At 63.2% G+C, this 18,158-nt stretch carries 17 protein-coding genes; 2 read left to right on the top strand and 15 right to left on the bottom strand.

The features are described 5' to 3' along the window. Positions 1 to 73 precede the first annotated feature (73 nt). From serS to ACE2AA_RS14415, 8 genes are all read right to left on the bottom strand, one after another. Complete coding sequence (serS, locus tag ACE2AA_RS14450) at positions 74 to 1,345, bottom strand: serine--tRNA ligase (RefSeq protein WP_141262126.1); 1,272 nt, start codon at positions 1,343 to 1,345, stop codon at positions 74 to 76. Then, complete coding sequence (gene tatC / locus ACE2AA_RS14445) at positions 1,345 to 2,154, bottom strand: twin-arginine translocase subunit TatC (protein ID WP_141302288.1); 810 nt, start codon at positions 2,152 to 2,154, stop codon at positions 1,345 to 1,347. The genes serS and tatC overlap by 1 nt, the downstream gene beginning before the upstream one ends. Before the next feature lie 7 nt (positions 2,155 to 2,161). Next, positions 2,162 to 2,734, bottom strand: coding sequence for a Sec-independent protein translocase protein TatB (gene tatB / locus ACE2AA_RS14440; RefSeq protein ID WP_141302286.1), 573 nt, complete (start codon positions 2,732 to 2,734; stop codon positions 2,162 to 2,164). A 90-nt stretch (positions 2,735 to 2,824) separates the two neighbouring features. Further along, a complete protein-coding gene (gene scpB / locus ACE2AA_RS14435; protein WP_395370252.1) occupies positions 2,825 to 3,487 on the bottom strand; it encodes an SMC-Scp complex subunit ScpB in 663 nt (220 codons plus the stop codon). Then, entirely contained in the window at positions 3,487 to 4,329 is an 843-nt protein-coding gene (locus ACE2AA_RS14430; protein ID WP_395370251.1) for a segregation and condensation protein A, read from the bottom strand. Before ACE2AA_RS14430 ends, scpB begins: the two co-directional genes overlap by 1 nt. Before the next feature lie 39 nt (positions 4,330 to 4,368). Further along, positions 4,369 to 5,343 (bottom strand): SPOR domain-containing protein, encoded by a 975-nt coding sequence (locus tag ACE2AA_RS14425; RefSeq protein WP_395370249.1) that lies wholly within the window; start codon positions 5,341 to 5,343, stop codon positions 4,369 to 4,371. Continuing rightward, positions 5,340 to 7,145 carry an arginine--tRNA ligase gene (gene argS, locus ACE2AA_RS14420; RefSeq protein ID WP_395370247.1) on the bottom strand — a complete coding sequence of 602 codons (1,806 nt, stop codon included), beginning with the start codon at positions 7,143 to 7,145 and terminating at the stop codon, positions 5,340 to 5,342. Before argS ends, ACE2AA_RS14425 begins: the two co-directional genes overlap by 4 nt. 108 nt (positions 7,146 to 7,253) lie before the next feature. Beyond that, the gene (locus ACE2AA_RS14415) at positions 7,254 to 8,432 is read right to left on the bottom strand and encodes a deoxyguanosinetriphosphate triphosphohydrolase (RefSeq protein WP_141302278.1); all 1,179 of its coding nucleotides are present in this window, start codon (positions 8,430 to 8,432) and stop codon (positions 7,254 to 7,256) included. A 127-nt stretch (positions 8,433 to 8,559) separates the two neighbouring features. Between ACE2AA_RS14415 and ACE2AA_RS14410 the strand changes: the two genes are divergently transcribed. Both ACE2AA_RS14410 and ACE2AA_RS14405 read left to right on the top strand, forming a co-directional pair. Beyond that, the gene (locus tag ACE2AA_RS14410) at positions 8,560 to 8,925 is read left to right on the top strand and encodes an iron-sulfur cluster assembly accessory protein (RefSeq protein WP_141262119.1); all 366 of its coding nucleotides are present in this window, start codon (positions 8,560 to 8,562) and stop codon (positions 8,923 to 8,925) included. Beyond that, a complete protein-coding gene (locus tag ACE2AA_RS14405; RefSeq protein ID WP_395370244.1) occupies positions 8,922 to 9,707 on the top strand; it encodes an exodeoxyribonuclease III in 786 nt (261 codons plus the stop codon). The genes ACE2AA_RS14410 and ACE2AA_RS14405 overlap by 4 nt, the downstream gene beginning before the upstream one ends. On the opposite strand, the gene ACE2AA_RS14400 is transcribed toward ACE2AA_RS14405, so the two are convergent. From ACE2AA_RS14400 to ACE2AA_RS14370, 7 genes are all read right to left on the bottom strand, one after another. Continuing rightward, positions 9,682 to 10,590: an EipB family protein gene (locus ACE2AA_RS14400; protein WP_395370242.1), complete on the bottom strand. Its 909-nt coding sequence runs from the start codon at positions 10,588 to 10,590 to the stop codon at positions 9,682 to 9,684. The genes ACE2AA_RS14405 and ACE2AA_RS14400 overlap by 26 nt on opposite strands. Before the next feature lie 8 nt (positions 10,591 to 10,598). Beyond that, positions 10,599 to 12,395, bottom strand: coding sequence for an aspartate--tRNA ligase (gene aspS, locus ACE2AA_RS14395; RefSeq protein ID WP_395370240.1), 1,797 nt, complete (start codon positions 12,393 to 12,395; stop codon positions 10,599 to 10,601). Positions 12,396 to 12,529: 134 nt separating this feature from the next. Beyond that, entirely contained in the window at positions 12,530 to 13,621 is a 1,092-nt protein-coding gene (gene mtnA / locus ACE2AA_RS14390; protein ID WP_162851965.1) for an S-methyl-5-thioribose-1-phosphate isomerase, read from the bottom strand. Positions 13,622 to 14,150: 529 nt separating this feature from the next. Next, positions 14,151 to 16,037: a molecular chaperone HtpG gene (htpG, locus tag ACE2AA_RS14385; RefSeq protein WP_395370238.1), complete on the bottom strand. Its 1,887-nt coding sequence runs from the start codon at positions 16,035 to 16,037 to the stop codon at positions 14,151 to 14,153. Between the two features lie 286 nt (positions 16,038 to 16,323). Beyond that, positions 16,324 to 16,953, bottom strand: a complete 630-nt coding sequence (locus ACE2AA_RS14380) for an NUDIX hydrolase (RefSeq protein ID WP_141262114.1) — start codon at positions 16,951 to 16,953, stop codon at positions 16,324 to 16,326. Beyond that, entirely contained in the window at positions 16,950 to 17,408 is a 459-nt protein-coding gene (locus ACE2AA_RS14375) for a cupin domain-containing protein (protein ID WP_141262113.1), read from the bottom strand. Before ACE2AA_RS14375 ends, ACE2AA_RS14380 begins: the two co-directional genes overlap by 4 nt. Before the next feature lie 74 nt (positions 17,409 to 17,482). Further along, complete coding sequence (locus ACE2AA_RS14370; protein WP_395370236.1) at positions 17,483 to 18,151, bottom strand: hypothetical protein; 669 nt, start codon at positions 18,149 to 18,151, stop codon at positions 17,483 to 17,485. Positions 18,152 to 18,158 lie beyond the last annotated feature (7 nt).

Genomic DNA, 18,158 nt, shown 5'->3' with positions numbered 1-18,158 from the left:
TTTTTTGAAAAAGGCGGCGTTATCTGAAGCTGTTTGAAAAAAGCTTCACCAAAAACTTCTTTATTTCAGGCTCTCAGGCCGCGCGGATAACCTCGACGCCGCCCATATAGGGACGCAGCACATCGGGGATGGTGATGCTGCCGTCCTCGTTCTGGTAATTTTCCATAACTGCGATCAGTGTGCGGCCCACGGCCAGACCGGACCCGTTCAGGGTATGGACGAACGCGGGCCTGCCCTCTGCCGCGCGATAGCGGGCGTTCATGCGTCGCGCCTGAAAATCGCGCGTGGTGGAGCACGACGAGATTTCACGCCATGCCTTCTGCCCCGGCAGCCATGCCTCAAGGTCAAAGGTCTTTGCCGCGCCAAAGCCGGTATCCCCTGCGCATAGCAGCATGCGGCGATAGGGGATGCCCAGCTTTTCCAGCACCATTTCCGCGCAGCGGGTCATGCGTTCGTGCTCGGCATCGCTTTCCTCCGGCGTGGTGATGGACACCATCTCGACCTTCTGGAACTGGTGCTGGCGCAGCATGCCGCGCGTGTCGCGGCCCGCCGCCCCGGCCTCGCTGCGGAAACACGATGACAGGGCGACAAGGCGGCGCGGCAGCACATTGCCCGGCAGGATCTGGCCCGCGACACTGGCGGTCAGCGGCACCTCCGCCGTGGGGATCAGCCAGCGGCCGTCCTCGGTACGGAAGGACTGGTCAGCAAATTTGGGCAGCTTGTCAGTGCCGTACATCGCCTCGTTATTGACCAGAACAGGGACTGCGGTTTCCTCATACCCGTTTTCACCCGTATGCAGGTCCAGCATGAACTGCCCCAGCGCGCGTTCCAGCCGCGCAAGCTGGCCATGCAGCACCACGAAACGCGCACCCGACAGGCGGGATGCGGTCTCGAAATCCATCATGCCCAGTGCCTCGCCCAGCTCGAAATGCTCACGCGGGGCAAAAGCGAATTCGCGCGGCGTACCGTTCTGGTGCACCTGCACGTTCGCATTTTCATCCGCCCCTGCGGGCACACTTTCGTCCAGACGGTTGGGCAGGCGTTCCAGCGTGCCGCGGATCTGCCCGTCCAGATCATCGGCGCGGGTCTGCAGTGCCTCCATCCGGGCCTTGGCGCTGATCACTTCGGCTTCCAGAGCCGAGCTGTCCGCCCCAGATTTGCGCATTGCCCCGATTTCCTTGGAAATCTGCTTCCGGCGCGCCTGCAGTTCCTGCAATGCGGTTTCAGCGGAGCGGCGGTCATGGTCCAGCAGCAGCAGCGCCTGCGCCACGGCAGGCTCCCCCCGCCGCTTCAGGTCGGCGTCAAAACCGTCAGGATCGGCGCGAAGGGCGCGCAGGTCGTGCATCAGGTAGTCTCCTCGGTGTCTTCAGGCAGATTGCGCGGCTCGACAAGGCGGGCGCAGAAAATGGAAATCTCGTACAGCCCGATCAGCGGCACGGCCAGGCCGGTCTGGGTAATCACGTCGGGCGGCGTCAGGATGGCGGCGGCCACGAACGCGCCGACATAGGCATAGCGCCGCACACGCGCCAGCCCCTTTGACGTAACCAGCCCCACCCGCGCCATAAGCGTCAGCACCACGGGCAGTTCGAACGCCATGCCGAACGCCAGGATCAGCTTCATCACCAGTGTCAGGTATTCCGACACCTTGGCCTGCAGCTCGATCTGCAGTCCGTCCTGCCCGTCCGCCGTCTGGAACGACAGGAAAAACTTCCATGCGGCGGGGAAGATGAAGTAGTACGCCAGCGCCGCTCCCATGGCGAACATGATGGGCGTTGCCACCAGAAACGGCGCAAAGGCCCGTTTTTCGCTGCGATACAGCCCCGGCGCGATAAAGATCCACGCCTGTACCGCCATCATGGGAAATGACAGGCAGGCCGCACCGAAAAAGGCAACCTTCATGTAGGTAAAGAAGGCTTCGTACAGTGCAGTATAGATCAGGTGCGGCTGTTCCCCCTTCTGGCGCATGATGTCGCCCAGCGGCTTGGCCAGGAAGAAATAGATCTGTTCCGAATAATAGTAACAGACGGCAAAACACACCATGAACGTCACGATGGACCACAGCAGCCTGCGCCGCAGTTCCACCAGATGTTCCAGCAGCGGCATGGGCTGGTCGTTGATCGAATCCTGATTCAGGGTTTCGTCTCCTGCGTCCATCGCGTTCTTATTCCCGCCCATCGGCTGTAACGGAGACACGCTGCCCCCGGTGAATGACCCTGACCGGCGGCAGGAAGGCCGGGGGCGTAAGATTTGGCAGTTCCGCCGCGATGCGGCGTGCGATACGCGGCGGCAGGAAGTCGGGCGCACTGGCCAGTACCGCCTCGTCCGCCTCTTTCGGGGCCGTGCTGGACAGGGGGGGAATGTAATGGCGCGATGGCACCTGCTGTTCAGGCAGGGCGTCACCCGCAACGGGCGTTGCCGGGCGTGTGGCGGGAAGATCCCCCGTCAGCGTGGCGGGATCAAGCGAGCGGCGCAGCGTGCCATCCCCGTCAATCGCCTTCATCAGCTTGTCGCGCACGTTCAGCCGCTTGAGCTGGCCAAGCTGGTCACGGGCTTCGGTCAGATCCGCTTCCCGCACCATTTCGTCCACATGGGACTGGAATTCGGTGGCAAGACCGCGCGCCTTCTTGATCAGACCGGTCACCGTCCGGATGGCAATGGGCATGTCCTTTGGCCCGATCAGCAGCAGGCCCACCACCCCGATCAGGGCAAATTCAGACCACGCAAAATCGAACATGACCACTTTCCTCCACCACCACGCACGCGCGGCACACCCGCACGCAGCCGCGCGGCATCACATTTCGTCCGTGCACGCCCTGCACACCTATCACGACGCGGGCGGGTCAGGAACCTCGTCCGGAGCATCGGGCAGCATGCCGGTATCTGGCACATCCACCAGCAGTTCCTCCCGCCGGGGCAGGTCGCCCAGATCCTTCAGCCCGAAATGCCTCAGGAAACCCGATGACGTTCCCCACAGGATGGGCCGTCCCGGTACTTCCTTACGGCCCAACGGCATGATCAGTTCCGCCTCCAGCAGGGTATCCAGCACCTGCTGGCTCAGGCTGACGCCACGGATCTCCTCGATCTCGGCACGGGTGCAGGGCTGGTGATAGGCAATAATGGCCAGCGTTTCCATGGTCGAACGCGCCAGCCTGCGTGGGCGCGGCATGACACGGGTCAGTCGCGGGGCCAGGTCGGGCGCGGTCCGGAACTGCCAGCCCCCCGCCACTTCCACCAGCACGACACCACGCCCCGCATACTGCGCCGCCAGTGCGGCCAGGGTGGCTGCGACATAAGCATCCCGATCGGCGGTATCATGCGGTATGCCGCCCTGCCCGGCCAGCACTTCGCCAATGGCGCGCGTACTGAGCGGATCGGCGCGGGCAAAAATCAGGGCCTCCACCAGACGGAGCGAAAAATCACGCACTTCGATCATTGCGACGTCCGCGTCATCTTCGGGTAGCAGTCCGGGCTGCTGCGTATCATTCATCAGGCCATGTCCCCTTCCGGTTCTGTCCCAGCATCGTCTGGCTGTCCCGTGCGTTCACGCAGCCATATACGGCCAAACTGTTCCGCCTGCTGGAGTTCGATCATCCCGCTGCGCGCCATTTCAAGGCTGGCCAGCAACGTTCCCGCAACAGCGGCGCGGCGGCCGGTCTGCACCATTGTTTCCGTCATGTCAGCCTGTGGCGGCAGGTCGGGCACGAACCCGTCCAGCCCGCACCAGTCCGCCTTCAGGTCATGCGTACCCAGCATGCGCCGCAGCCGCGCCAGCGCGTCCTGCACCGTCCAGAACCGCAGCACGCGCGGCTGGTAGACGGATTTGCGCGCCCGCCTGCGCATGGCCGCCATGTACCCACGCATAAGCTGTGGCACATCGACCGCAAGGCCCGAACGATCGATTTCCACAAGGTTTTCCGCCTGTCCGCGTTCGAACACCTCCAGCCCCAGCTGCGGACGCGCGGCCAGCCAGCGGCCAAGCTGGACCATCCGCTCCAGCTCCAGCAGGCGTTCGTGCAGGAGGCTGGCCGCCTCCTCCGCATCGGTGGCCTGCTCATCATCCTCGGGCAGCAGCAGACGGGACTTGAGCCACGCCAGCCATGCCGCCATGACCAGCCAGTCTGCAGCCTGTTCCAGCCGCACGTCATGTGCCGCACGCACCACGGCCAGGTACTGATCCACCAGTTGCAGGATGGAAATGCGCCACAGATCCACCTTCTGCGCCCGCGCCAGTTCCAGCAGCAGGTCCATCGGCCCGTCAAACCCGTCCAGATGCACGATCGGGGCGTTGGTGGACGCGGAGGGGACGGGCGGGGTGTCAGCCCCGCTCACCGTCCCCTCCGCAGCACGGAATCGCAGGCCATGGCTGAATCAGGAATGGACCAGCTCGCACGCCAGGCTTTTCGCCTTGGCCTTTTCACACAGGCTGACCGCCTGTGCCTTCGCCAGTCCCTTGACCCGCAGGCGGTAGAAGGTCTTGCCGCCGCGCTCCGCCTTCACCACGGTAGGCTGGTACGGCCCGAACACGTCGGGATAACGCGCACTGAGGCGGGTCCAGCTTTTCAGTGCCGCTTCCTGCGTATCAAGCGCGGCAAGCTGCACGCCATACGCCCCTGTCCCGGTGCTGAGCGCACGTGGCACGGGTGGTGGCAGGGCGGCAGGGGCTGCAGGCTGTTCCGGTGCCTCCGCCCGTGCCGGGGCGGCAGGCTGGGATGCGGGCGCGCTGGCAACTGCATCCGCCGCCGGTGGCGTGGCAGGGGCAGCAGCCGGTGACGCCTGTGCCGGGGCAGATGGCGGTTCCCCGTCACCCGCCACCTGTCCGTACTGGCGGGCCATGGCGTCAGGCTGCGGCTGTTCGGGCGGCGGGGACAGGCGCATCACGCCCCCATCGGCGGGCATGCCGTCGCCCGCGCCCAGTATCTGCATCCCGCCCGGATCTGCGGGCTTGACGCGCACCGGGCCGGGGGGCGGCCCCAGAACGGGAATGCCGCCCTGATGGTGACCGAACAGCGACCATCCGCCAATCGCCACCACCAGCACGCCGCCAAGACCCGCCGCGCCATAGACCAGTCTGCGCGTAAGCGGATCATCACCAAGCAGGTTGCTGCCTGCCACGCGCGCCATCAGGGCCTTGATATCAAAACCACCACGGCGGCCACGCCGAGCACCCGCACCGATGTCATCTGCCGGTTCCATGGGTTTGCGGGCGCCCAGATCGGGATTGGAATCGGCCCCCATGCGTTCCCGCCCCGGGCCGGAGGGCGCGGAATAGGGATCGGGCGCGGGCGGGTTGTCGCCCCTGTTATCAGGGGGGACATTGGGGGGGGACGTGTTGTCAGGGCTCATCGCATCTCCTCGACCGGCTGTACGCCGAGCACTTTCATCCCCGATCGCAGCACGGTTGCCGTAGCCTCGACAAGGGCAAGCTTCATGCGGGTTGCGGCAATATCATCTTCCTGCAGGAAACGCAGGGTCGCATCATCACGTCCCCGGTTCCACAGCGCATGGAAATCCGACGCAAGTTCATTGAGATAGAAGGCGATACGGTGCGGTTCATGCGCCGCCGCCGCCGATTCGACCATGCGGGGCCACTGCGCCATGCGCTGCAGCAGCGCCAGTTCCGCATCCGCCGTCAGGCCCGACAGGTCCACGCCCGCCAGTTCCGCAGGCGTGATGCCACCCGGGATTTTGCCATCATTGACCATCTCCGCCGCCGAACGCAGGACCGAACAGCAGCGCGCATGGGCGTACTGCACATAGAAAACGGGATTGTCCCGGCTCTGCGCCACGACCTGATCCAGATCGAATTCCATCTGCGCGTCGGCCTTGCGGGTCAGCATGGTAAAACGCACGGCGTCGCGCCCGACTTCATCGATCAGGTCGCGCAGGGTCACGAACGTCCCCGCACGCTTGGACATGCGCACCGGCTGCCCATCACGCACGATACGCACGATCTGGCACAAAAGCACGTCCAGAACCGGCCGCCCGTCTGTCGCCAGTGCCGCGACCGCCGCCTTCATGCGCGTAACATAACCGCCGTGGTCGGCCCCCCATACATCCACCAGCACGTCCGCGCCCCGGCGGATCTTGTCGGCATGGTAGCCGATGTCGTTGGCGAAATAGGTGTTCGACCCGTCGGACTTGCGCAGCGGACGGTCCACGTCATCCCCGAATTCGCTGGATCGGAACAGCGTCTGCGGCCGGGCTTCCCAGTCATCAGGCAGCTTGCCCTTGGGCGGCTCCAGCACGCCTTCGTAAATCAGGCCCTTCTTTTCCAGCTGTGCGATGGCGTGATCGGTTTCACCATCAGCCAGGATCTTCGCCTCGCTGGTAAAGACATCATGATGCACGCCTAAAGCTGCCAGATCCTCACGGATCATGGCCATCATGGTATCGACCGCCTCCCGCTTCACAATATCCAGCCACACGGCAGGATCTGCGGGTTTCAGGCCGGGGGCAGCGAGTTTATCGGTAAATTTGCGGGCCAGCGCCTCACCGACCGGCACCAGATAGTCACCACCGTACTGGATCACGCCACCGGGCACGACAGAGGCGAATTCCTCCTCGGTCATGGTGGTGCCCAGCGCCTGCAGATAGCGCCAGTAGGTCGCCCATGCCAGCGCGATAACCTGCGCACCGGCGTCGTTGATGTAATATTCCTTCGTGACCTCGTAACCCGCCTTTATCAGCAGGTTGGCCAGCACGTCGCCCACCACGGCCCCACGGCAATGACCGACATGCATCGGGCCGGTGGGGTTGGCGGACACGTATTCCACATTCACCTTTACCCCGTTACCCGCGGTGCTGGTGCCATAATCCTCCCCCGTCGCAAGCACACTGTGCGCGACATCCTGCCACACGGCGGGGACCAGGCGCATGTTGACGAAACCGGGGCCGGCCACTTCCGCATGCGCGATACCGGGTACATCCGCCAGCGCCGTTACCAGTTCGCCCGCAATTTCAGCCGGGCGGCGGCGCGCGACCTTGGAGACGACCAGCGCCGCATTGGTCGCAAGGTCGCCATGGGCCGGGTCGCGGGTGGGCGTGACCTCCACCCGGTCCAGCAGCGCAGTCGGCAGGTCGGGGACGATCCGGCCCAGTGCTGCGCGCACATGCGTAAGGTAACGGACGAACAGACTGTCTGACATGCGGCACGGTTTCCCAACAAAAACGGTAAATGGGCCATCAGGCCCGGCAGAAAGGGCCTGCCGTGATACCAGAACGGCAGGCAATCGGATAAATGCAATGGGCGTGTTTCACCCCGGCGAGGACAGGTCCGTCAACCGTCGATATTCTTCCATCGCGCAACGATCGGTCATACCGGCGATATAATCCGCCACCACGCGGCATGCACCCGCCCTGTCGCCCCCATCCTGCGCCGCAAGGGCAGGCTCACGCGTGCCATCAGGCAGCAGTGTCAGGTTTTCCGACAGGATGGTGAAAATCGATTCGACCGTCAGCCGCGCCTTGCGTGTCATGCGGTTGACGCGCCAGTGACGGTACAGCCGCGCATACAGGAATTTGCGGATTTCCAGGTTGGCTGCAGCAATATCCGGGCTGTACGCCACCACGGGACGGGCCGCGTGACGGATATCATCGGAACATTTCGGGGCAAGGCGTTCAAGGTTGCGCTGGGTCTGCCCGATCAGGTCCATGGCCAGCGTGTTGATGACCCGGCGGATGGTTTCATGCCGCAGGCGGGGATCGTTATTGCTGGCATGACAACCACTGAGGCGCTGGGCATTACGGGCATCGGCCAGTGCTTCACGCACGACGGGCAGGCTTTCCAGTTCCTCGATATGCAGCAGGCCCGCGCGCAGGCCATCATCAAGATCATGGGCATGGTAGGCGATATCATCCGACAGGGCCGCGACCTGTGCCTCTGCTGCGGCATAGCTGCCCAGTTCCAGGCCATGCCTGGCCGCATAATCGGCGACATAGGGCGTGGGCTGATCCACCGGCCCGTTATGCTTGGTCAGCCCTTCGAGCATTTCCCATGTCAGGTTCAGGCCATCAAAGGCGAAATACCGGCGTTCCAGCAGCGTCACCAGCCGCAGGGACTGCGTATTGTGGTCGAAACCACCCCACGGCTTCATGGCCGCCGACAGCGCTTCCTCCCCTGCATGGCCAAAGGGGGTATGGCCCAGGTCGTGGGCCAGGGCGAGACCTTCGGTCAGGTCTTCCTCCAGCCCCAGCCTGCGCGCGATGGACCGGGCGATCTGGGCCACTTCCAGCGAATGGGTCAGACGGGTGCGGAAAAAATCGCCTTCGTGGTTGAGAAAAACCTGCGTCTTGTACTGCAGCGTGCGAAACCCCGCCGAATGCAGCACCCGGTCACGGTCACGCTGCCATGGGCTGCGGGTCGGGGCCTCGGCTTCGGGATAGAGCCTGCCACGGGCCGTGGCGGTCTGGACAGCATAGGGTGCAGTACTCATATAAGATCAGGATCCAGCCATGGATGGAACGGCACATGATGATACCGCCGCCCATCCATAACCCGCGCGCAGCCCGTGGCCAACATGATCCCATGACCCTGCGCGCCATTGATCATGGTGAAACCCGATGTCCATGCCCCCTGCCCCCGCCACCGAAAGCTTCCGCGTATCGGATGCGGCCGCCTGCCGCCTGCGTGAAATACTGGATGAACAGCCAGCAAGCCCTGGGGGCGAACCCGCGCTGCGGGTATCGGTCGAGGCCGGGGGGTGCAACGGCTTCCAGTACAAATTCGCGCTGGATGGTGAAAGCCGGCCCGATGATATCGTCATCCCAGCGGGAACGGTCCGTGTCGTGGTCGATCCGGCCAGCATGGACCTGCTGTCGGGGGCCGAACTGCATTTTGATGACAGCCTGATGGGCGCGCACTTTACCGTGCGCAATCCCAATGCCGCGTCATCATGCGGATGTGGCACGAGCTTTTCGGTCGAATGATGAAATTCGCTACCTGGAACGTCAATTCCATCCGCCAGCGTCAGGACCATGTGCTGGACTATCTGGCCCGCGAACAGCCCGATGTGCTGGCGCTGCAGGAAATCAAGTGCCAGACCGAGGTCTTTCCCGTCGATGTGTTCAGGGCGGCGGGCTATGACAGCGTCGTGGTCGGGCAGAAAAGCTATAACGGCGTCGCCATCCTGACCCGCCACCCGCATGAGGTCACGCACACCGCCCTGCCCGGCTGGGAAACCGATCCGGCACAGGCACGCTATGTCGAGATCCGCAGTTGCGGGCTGGTATTTGGCAACCTGTATCTGCCCAACGGCAATTCCGGCGGTTCTGCTGGCTACGACTCCAAGCTGGCATTCATGGAGGCACTGGCGCTGCATGCACGTGGCATGCTGCAGGCGGGGCAGGATTTCGTCCTGCTGGGTGATTACAACGTCTGCCCCACCGATGAAGACTGCGCCCCCGGCGCACTGTCCTCCGATGACGCGCTGGTCCGCCCGCAAAGCCGCGCCGCCTTCCGCCGCCTGTTATGGCTTGGCCTGACCGATGCGCTGCGTGCGCTGCACCCGGTGGGCCGGTTCTATACATTCTGGGATTATCAGGCAGCCGCGTGGCAACGTGACAGCGGGCTGCGCATTGACCATGCCCTGCTCTCCCCCCGCGTGGCCGAACGGTTACTGACCACCCTGCCCGCACGTGATGAGCGGGGCAGGCCGCAGCCATCCGACCATGTGCCGCTGGCGGTTACGCTGGCGGATGCGACGGACTGACACCCCCATGCCCGCGTACCCCACCGGGTACCGGGCAATGGTCGGGCGCTGGCAGCAGCCGGAATTCGCGTAACGTGCCCGACATCCGGAACTGCCCGAAATCCATATCCACCCGGTCGGCCACGCCATTGCTGAAATAGCGCATCCCCGTTTCAAACACGGGGGTCATATCGCGGGTAGTGGTATTGTAATAGGCGATATGCACCCGCTGTGCCGCAAGCGGAACAAGGGCAGGAAACGTGGTCACGACCGGAGGCGCATCATGCCCCAGAAACAGCACGTATGTACCAAGCGCCCCCGTATCCACCGTACCATCGAACAGATAAGGGGCAATCGGCCCCTGCCCGTCCTGCCCCGCCTGAATGACCGCCGCCGTATGGGCCACGGGAAACAGCGTGCCCGCAGGCAGCGTCACGTCATGTACTGCGGGGTTGGTGTAATGTGCCTGTCCCCCGGTGGGGCGCATATGCGCCTCCCCCGCGATACGGGGGGCGGGATGGCCGTTTTCCGTCTGGTCGGCGCGAAAGACCAGGGACGAGCCGTCCTTTTCCTCCAGCACGGCGTAATCCGAATCACTGACTGATTCCGCCCCGTCACGGCCCACGGTGCGCAGGCGGAGCTGCTGCTGCGTGGACCATGCCGAACACATATCGGACAGGACGAAGGTCAGCTTTCCCTCCGCCGTGACGACATCGCCACCGTTGACCGCCACCAGCGTCAGATCATAGACCGCGCGGTGGGCGGCCATGACGGGTGCTGCCTGTACGGGTGTGGTGCGCCACAGGCACGCCAGCGTCATGCCCACCATCATGCAACACCGTCCCACCGGTACCCCGTACTGCACGGCACGGGGTATCAGGCAGGCAAGTGCATCGGCTGGCATCACGCCACTCAGTTCTTGGTCTGACCGGGCTTGGGGCGTGGCAGGTCGAGGGCAAGGGACAGTTCCTTCAGCCGCTGCGGCTCGACCGGGGCGGGTGCCCCCATCATCAGGTCCTCGCCCTGCTGGTTGAGCGGGAACAGGATCACCTCACGGATGTTCGGCTCATCAGCCAGCAGCATCACGATACGATCCACACCCGGCGCCGAACCACCATGCGGCGGCGCGCCATAGCGGAAGGCATTGAGCATGCCGCCAAAACGGGCCTCGACCTCGCTGGCCGGGTAGCCCGCGATTTCGAACGCACGGATCATCACGTCGGGCTGGTGGTTACGGATCGCGCCCGAGGACAGTTCGATGCCGTTACACACGATATCGTACTGGTAGGCCTTGATGGTCAGCGGGTCCTGATTCTGCAGCGCGTCCATACCACCCTGCGGCATGGAGAACGGGTTGTGGGAGAAATCGATCTCGCCCGTTTCCTCGTTGCGCTCGTACATCGGGAAATCCGTGATCCAGCAGAAGCGGAAGGCGTTCTGTTCGATCAGGTCCAGTTCAGTCGCAACGCGCGTGCGCACCGCACCGGAGAACTTGACCATCTCATCACCCTTGCCCGCCACGAAGAACACGGCATCCCCGGCCTTCAGGCCGGTCCTGGCACGGATGGCCTCAATGCGCTCGGCTTCAAGGTTCTTGGCGATCGGGCCCTTGCCGCCCTCTTCGGCGAAGATGATGTAGCCAAGGCCACCGGCGCCGGATTCGCGCGCCCAGTTGTTCAGTTTGTCAAAGAATGCACGCGGGCGGTCGCCCGCACCGGGGGCCGGAATGGCACGGATCTGGCCACCATCGGCTGCGATGCGCGCAAACAGGCCAAAGCCGGAACCGGCGAAGGCTTCGGTCACGTCCGACAGCCTGAGCGGGTTGCGCAGGTCGGGTTTGTCACTGCCATAGACTTCCATGGCCGTGGCGTAGGGAATGCGCTCGAACGGCCCTTCGCTGACAATGCGGCCACCGCCGAATTCGCGGAACACGCCTTCCATCACCGGCTCAAGGGTCGCGAACACGTCTTCCTGTGTCGCGAACGCCATTTCGAAATCAAGCTGATAGAACTCACCCGGTGAGCGGTCCGCCCGGGCGGCTTCGTCACGGAAGCACGGTGCGATCTGGAAATAGCGGTCGAAGCCCGCCACCATCGCAAGCTGCTTGAACTGCTGCGGGGCCTGCGGCAGGGCGTAGAACCTGCCCGGATGCATACGTGCGGGCACGAGGAAGTCACGCGCCCCTTCGGGCGAGGATGCGGTCAGGATCGGGGTCTGGAATTCCACAAAGCCCAGATCCGTCATCCGCTTGCGCAGGCTGGCGATTACCTGCGCGCGCAGCATGATGTTGCGATGCACCTTCTCACGACGCAGGTCGATATAGCGGTAGGTCAGGCGCAGGTCCTCGGGGTAGTGCTCGTTGCCCGCCACCTGCAGCGGCAGCACGTCGGCGCTGGACTGGACCTCGATCTCTCGCGCGCGCAATTCGATCTCACCCGTGGGCAGGTTCGGGTTCTTGGTCGCGCCATCACGCAGCACGACTTCGCCCGTGACCGTCAGCACGCTTTCCACGCGCACGCGTTCCGCCGTTTCCAGCACGGGGGAGCCTGCGGGAATCACGATCTGCGTCATGCCGAAATGGTCGCGCAGGTCAATGAACAGCAGGCCGCCATGATCGCGCTTGGAATGTACCCATCCGGAAAGGCGGGCCGTCTGCCCGGCGTCAGCAGCCCGCAGGGCCGCACAGCTATGGGTACGATAGGGATGCATGATCTTGTCCTGATTCTACCAGATTTGGGGGGATGCGCCCCATGGGGCCACACCCGGTTGCAGGCGCGACAAAGCCAATCCCGCCCACGCCTGTCAAGGTTATAGGTGGCAGCCCCGGCCTGCGGGGCCGTACCTTACACGTATTCGGGGAACAGGTCGCACAGCCCGTCCGCCGTGGCGGGGCAACGCCCACGTTCGGTAATCAGTCCGGTCACAAGACGTGCCGGGGTCACGTCAAACGCCGGGTTGGCGGCCGCACTGCCATCGGGCACAAGCTGCACGCTGGTCACGCTGCCTGCTTCGTCGCGCCCCTGGATATGGGTGACTTCACGCCCGCTGCGTTCCTCGATGGGGATTTCCTTCACGCCATCGTTGATGGTCCAGTCGATAGTGGTGGACGGCAGCGCCACCCAGAAGGGCACGCCATTGTCATGAGCCGCCAGCGCCTTGAGGTACGTGCCGATCTTGTTGGCCACATCACCCGTGCGGGTCACGCGGTCGGTCCCCACGATCACCATATCCACCTGACCATGCTGCATCAGGTGCCCGCCTGCATTATCGGCAATGACGGTGTGCCTGACACCGTGGCGGCCCAGTTCCCATGCGGTCAGCGACGCACCCTGGTTGCGCGGGCGGGTTTCATCCACCCACACATGCACGTCAATGCCCCGGTCATGCGCCATATAGATCGGCGCAAGTGCGGTGCCCCAGTCCACTGTCGCGATCCAGCCCGCGTTGCAGTGGGTCATGATGTTGACCGGACCGGGGCGACGGGCAGCGATTTCCTCGATCAGCTCAAGGCCCTGCCGGCCAATGGCTTCATTCTGGATCACGTCTTCATCACAGATACGCCCGGCTTCGTCATACGCCGCCGCCACGCGGTCCGCAGGCGCGGTGGTGCGCAGGCGGGTCAGCATACGCCGGATCGCCCAGCCAAGGTTGACCGCCGTGGGCCGTGTGGCCGCAAGCAACGCCGCGTCACGTTCCATGGCTGCATCGCTGCTGTCCTGACGCAGGGCCAGCGCCAGCCCATAAGCCGCGACAGCACCAATCAGCGGCGCGCCGCGCACCTGCATGGTGCGGATGGCATGCGCCACCTGATCGCGTTCGGTCAGGCGCAGGATATCAAGCGACCATGGCAGGCGGGTCTGGTCAAAGATACGGACCGACCAGCCATCATCCGTGTCCACCCATACGCTGCGATAAGAGACGTTATCAATTTTCATATAATACTTGCCGCCATCGAAAAACCAGAACACACAAAAGGGCGCGTAGGGAAGCATCCGGCCGACAGGCATTCAAGCCCCCCTGGACCCGAATACTTCATGAACCGGTAATATGGGCCTTTCGTACCACCGTGGCAGCATGGCCCCGTCCCTGCATGACACCATCATACAGGCAGTCCGCACAGTATTCCACACCGGAACCATATGCCAGACCATGTATGCAGGCCCGGTCCCATGCACCGGAAAGGGGACAGAAATAACGCCCGCACAGTAACGCTTAGAAGAAACACTGCCATTTCATGCCGGGCAGACAGGCGACATCGTGCAAATCGTAAAGAAATTCTGGTGAAGCTTTTCCCAAACAAGCGTCAAAGAACGCCGCCTTTTTGTGAATAAAAAGGACACCTGAAAATTTTATTTTTATTTATCAATATGTTGTTTTCAAACAGTCTTCAAAACCAAAAAAAATCCCGCCATGCGCGATGCATGGCGGGATTTTTTACCAGTCAGGCTGACGGGACCGGAATACTCAGCCCTGCGGCCCGTCCGACAGCGGCAGGCGGGTCAGGATCATAGTCAGGCGCTGGGCAAAGCCAGTCGGGTCCTTCGGGCTTTCGCCGTCCTGGATACGGGCCATATCCATAAGCGTCAGGGCAATATCCTGCACCGGGTCGCCATTCTTCACCCGGGTTGCAAGATCCGCTATCAGCGGATGGCCGGGATTGACCTGCAGCACGGGCGCTGTGTCAGGCACCTGCTGGCCGCTGCGCTTCATCAGGCGAAGCATCTGCAGATCCGGACCGGACTCGGGAGCCGCCAGCACCACGGCGCTGTTGACCAGACGGTTGGTGCCCTTCACATCCGATACCGCGTCACCCAGGGCTTCCTTCAGCGCTGGGATGACGACATCCAGCGCATCCTTTTCAGCCTGCGTTTCCTCCGGCGCACCGAACTTTTCCAGATCAGTGTGGAACTGGCTGATATTACGCAGGGGCGTGTCCTTGTACACACCCAGACGTTCGGGCCAGAAGGAATCCACTGGATCGGACAGCAGCAGCACCTCGATGCCACGGGCGCGGAAACCTTCAAGCTGCGGCGAGGACGGCAGCATTTCCGTGCGGTCGCCGGTCAGGTAGTAGATGGCTTCCTGCTCGGGCTTCTTGCGCTCAAGGTAGGCGTCCAGCGTGGTCCAGCCGTCCTGCGTGCTGGAACGGAAACGCGCGATGGCGGCCAGTTCCGTGCGGTGTTCGGCATCGTCCCATATGCCTTCCTTGAAGGTCGGGCCGAAATTGTCCCAGAACTTCTCGAAATCCGCCTCGTCCTTGCTGCGGGTCCTGAGTTCGGAGATCACGCGGTTGGTCACGGCCTTGCGAATGCGCGCCAGCACCGGCGTCGCCTGCAGCATTTCACGCGATACGTTCAGCGGCAGGTCTTCGGTATCCACCACGCCGGTGACAAAGCGCAGCCATGGCGGCAGCAACCCGGCATCATCAGTAATGAACATACGGCGGACATGCAGGCGGATCTGGCTTTCACGCACCGGTTCGGCGAATTCAAACGGCTTACTGCCGGGGATGAACAGCAGGGCAGAGAATTCCAGCATTCCTTCGGCATGCCAGTGCAGCGTTGCCCATGGCGTGTCGAAGTTGTGGCTGACGTGGCGATAGAATTCGTTCAGCTGTTCTTCATCAATCTCGCCACGCGGCTTGCGCCACAGCGCCGTGCCCTTGTTGGCGGATGTTTCCTCGCCATCATCCTTGACAATGGTGATGGGCCACGAGATGTGATCCGCCCATTTGCGCACGATGTTCTCAAGCTGCCATGAATCAAGAAAGTCGTTCGCATCTTCCTTGATATGCATGATGATGTCGGTACCCGGCCTGTCACGGGTGGCCGGGCTGATCGTATAGTTGCCCTTGCCAGTGGAAGACCAGCACCACGCTTCGTCGCTGCCCACGCGGCGCGAGATCACGTCCACCCGCTCCGCCACCATGAAGGCGGCATAGAAGCCCACGCCGAACTGCCCGATCAGGCTGGGCTTGTCCTCAGGCCTGGCATTGGCCAGTTCCTCGCCAAAGGCACGGGTGCCTGAACGCGCGATGGTGCCAAGATTGCGGGCCAGTTCTTCCTTGCTCATGCCCGCGCCATCATCGCTTATGGTCAGCAGGCGGGCGTCCTTGTCGGGATTGATGCGGATCTTGGCATCATCGGGCAGCGCACGGGCACCATCGGTCAGGGCCTCGAAACGCCGCTTGTCAGTCGCGTCTGCCGCGTTGGCGACAAGTTCGCGCAGGAAGATCTCGCGTTCGGAATAAAGCGCATGCACCACAAGGTCGAGCAGGCGGCCGACCTCGGCGCTGAATTCATGCTGTTCGCCCGTGGCTTCGGGTGAAGTTGTCGTTGTGTTTTCTGTCATTGCCGGTCCTTCGTTCGTGAAAATGCCGTCTGGTTTCAATTTGTAATGGATATGGAAATCTTCGCGGCGTTTTCAATGGCCTGCGGGCAGAGGTGCTCCAGGACCATTTCAGAATTCCGCCCCGAAAAGGCTGTCTGAAAAGTCAGCCGGGGAAACATCAGGCAATCAAAGGAAGTTTCTGATAACGCTTTTCCCGGAAAGCTTCAGGGAACGCCGTCTTGCAGGAAAAAGGCGCAGTTCAAAACTTTTCTCATTCCCTATCAATCCGTTGTCTGGAAACACGCTTTCAATCAAAATCCGTTGGCAGGGCCGGATCATGGACATGGTCGAACATGCGCGCGATCTGGTGGGGCAGGACGCGGCCCATGGACAGGTCCGCAGGGATTTCATCGGGGCCGAACCAGCCGATTTCGGATGTCTCGACACTGGTTTGTGCCTGCCCGCCGGTCAGTTCACATATGAAATAAAGCGTGTAACAGGAAAACGGTGCGGGCGGATGGCCCTGCCGGTCCCGGTCCCATACAGCGGCAAGCCGGGTCACGCGGACATCATACCCACTTTCCTCACGCACTTCCTTGACCACGTTTTCCACCGGGCTGAGATTCACGTCCGCCCAGCCACCGGGCAGGGTCCACCGATCATGGTCCAGCACTTCGCGCACCAGCAAAATCCGCTGACGGTCATCAAACACGGCAGCCCGCACCACGATTTTTGGCGTGGCGTAGCCGTCCTGCTGGCTGAACAGGCCCAGCACGCGTTCCATGTCGACGCTGCTGCCTGCGGCCATCATGTCAGCCGCGATCTGCCTTATGCTTTCATAACGTTCACGGTCGAACGGACTTTCGGCATAGGTCAGGCCACTCTGGGCCAATGCCTGCAGGTCGCGCGCCCAGGTCAGCCATCTGGGGAACGTCATGATGCCTCTCCTTCTGGCGACCAGCCCGGCGGGGCCATCTCGAAATGACTGAAAACGAAGGCCGGTGCGACCTGACAGCCCATCAGGCTCCATGCCCCCAGCGGGAATGCCGCCTGCCATGCGCCTGCCGGCACAACAGCCTGCGTCACCTGCCCCTGCTCCGGCAGCGGTCCAATGGTCACGCGTTCAACCGGGCCGCCTGCATGGTGGGCGATCTCCAGCATCAGCGGGCTGCCACCCTGCCAGCACCAGATTTCCGCTGCATCGACCCGGTGCCAGTGCGAACGCTCCCCTTCAGCCAGCAGGAACTGTATGGTCGAGACCGCGCCACGCGGACCATCAGCGGGGGTGTCGCGCCAGATCTCGCGGTAGCTGCCACCTTCGGGGTGGGGTCGCAGGCCAAGCACCTGCCGCACGTTCCGTGCGGGCGTGCTGGGATCACGCAGGTCGATCATGATGATTTTCTCTTGCTCCGGTCATGTGGCCATGCACCGCAGTAGCGTCCCTTCCCCCAGGCCGCAATGCAAGGCTAGTGCGCGTAATCCGCATCCGCCATCGGCATGAAAGCGAGGGTCTGGTCGGTATAGGTCTCCACCACCTCGCTAAAAGGCTGGCCATGCGTATCGCGCAGCACCGCGCGCTGGCGCACGATTGCGGCTGGCGGCGTAATCACGCCCCCTGCGCCCTGCGGGCCACCCGGCCATGGGGACCACAACCGGGTGAATTCCAGCCGGTCGCGGGAAAAATGCAAGGGTGCGACCACATGCCCGAATGCGGCATCGGTTCCATCCAGTGCTGTATTCATATCTGCTGTCAGCCGGTCGGGCACATACCAGTTGTCGGCAACCGACAGCACATGCGTCCCGCAGACAAGCTGCACCTGCCGGTGCCGGATGGGCTGCGTGGCGCTGGCCCCAAGGTCGGCCCGCACACGTTCGGGCACGGGATCCGGGGCCGCCAGTGTCATCTTGCGCGCAACCACTACCGGCCTGTCGGCCATGTGATGGGTGGCGCACCAGTCTTCCAGCGCCAGCGTCGCGCTGGGATGGGTCAGCAGCGTGATTTCCAGTTGCTGGACCGCCAGCAGCACACGGGCGCGATCAAGCGGGGTATCGGGCAGGCCGGCCGCCAGACAGGAACCGGAAGCAGGCAGCACGACCGCCCCCAGCACGCCTATGGCCCGCACGATATCCTTCACCGGGTAA

The sequence above is a fragment of the Komagataeibacter diospyri genome (genome assembly GCF_043995075.1).
GTDB lineage: Bacteria > Pseudomonadota > Alphaproteobacteria > Acetobacterales > Acetobacteraceae > Komagataeibacter > Komagataeibacter diospyri.
Note: the sequence above shows the minus strand (reverse complement) of the source record. Positions and strands in the feature narration are given on the sequence as shown.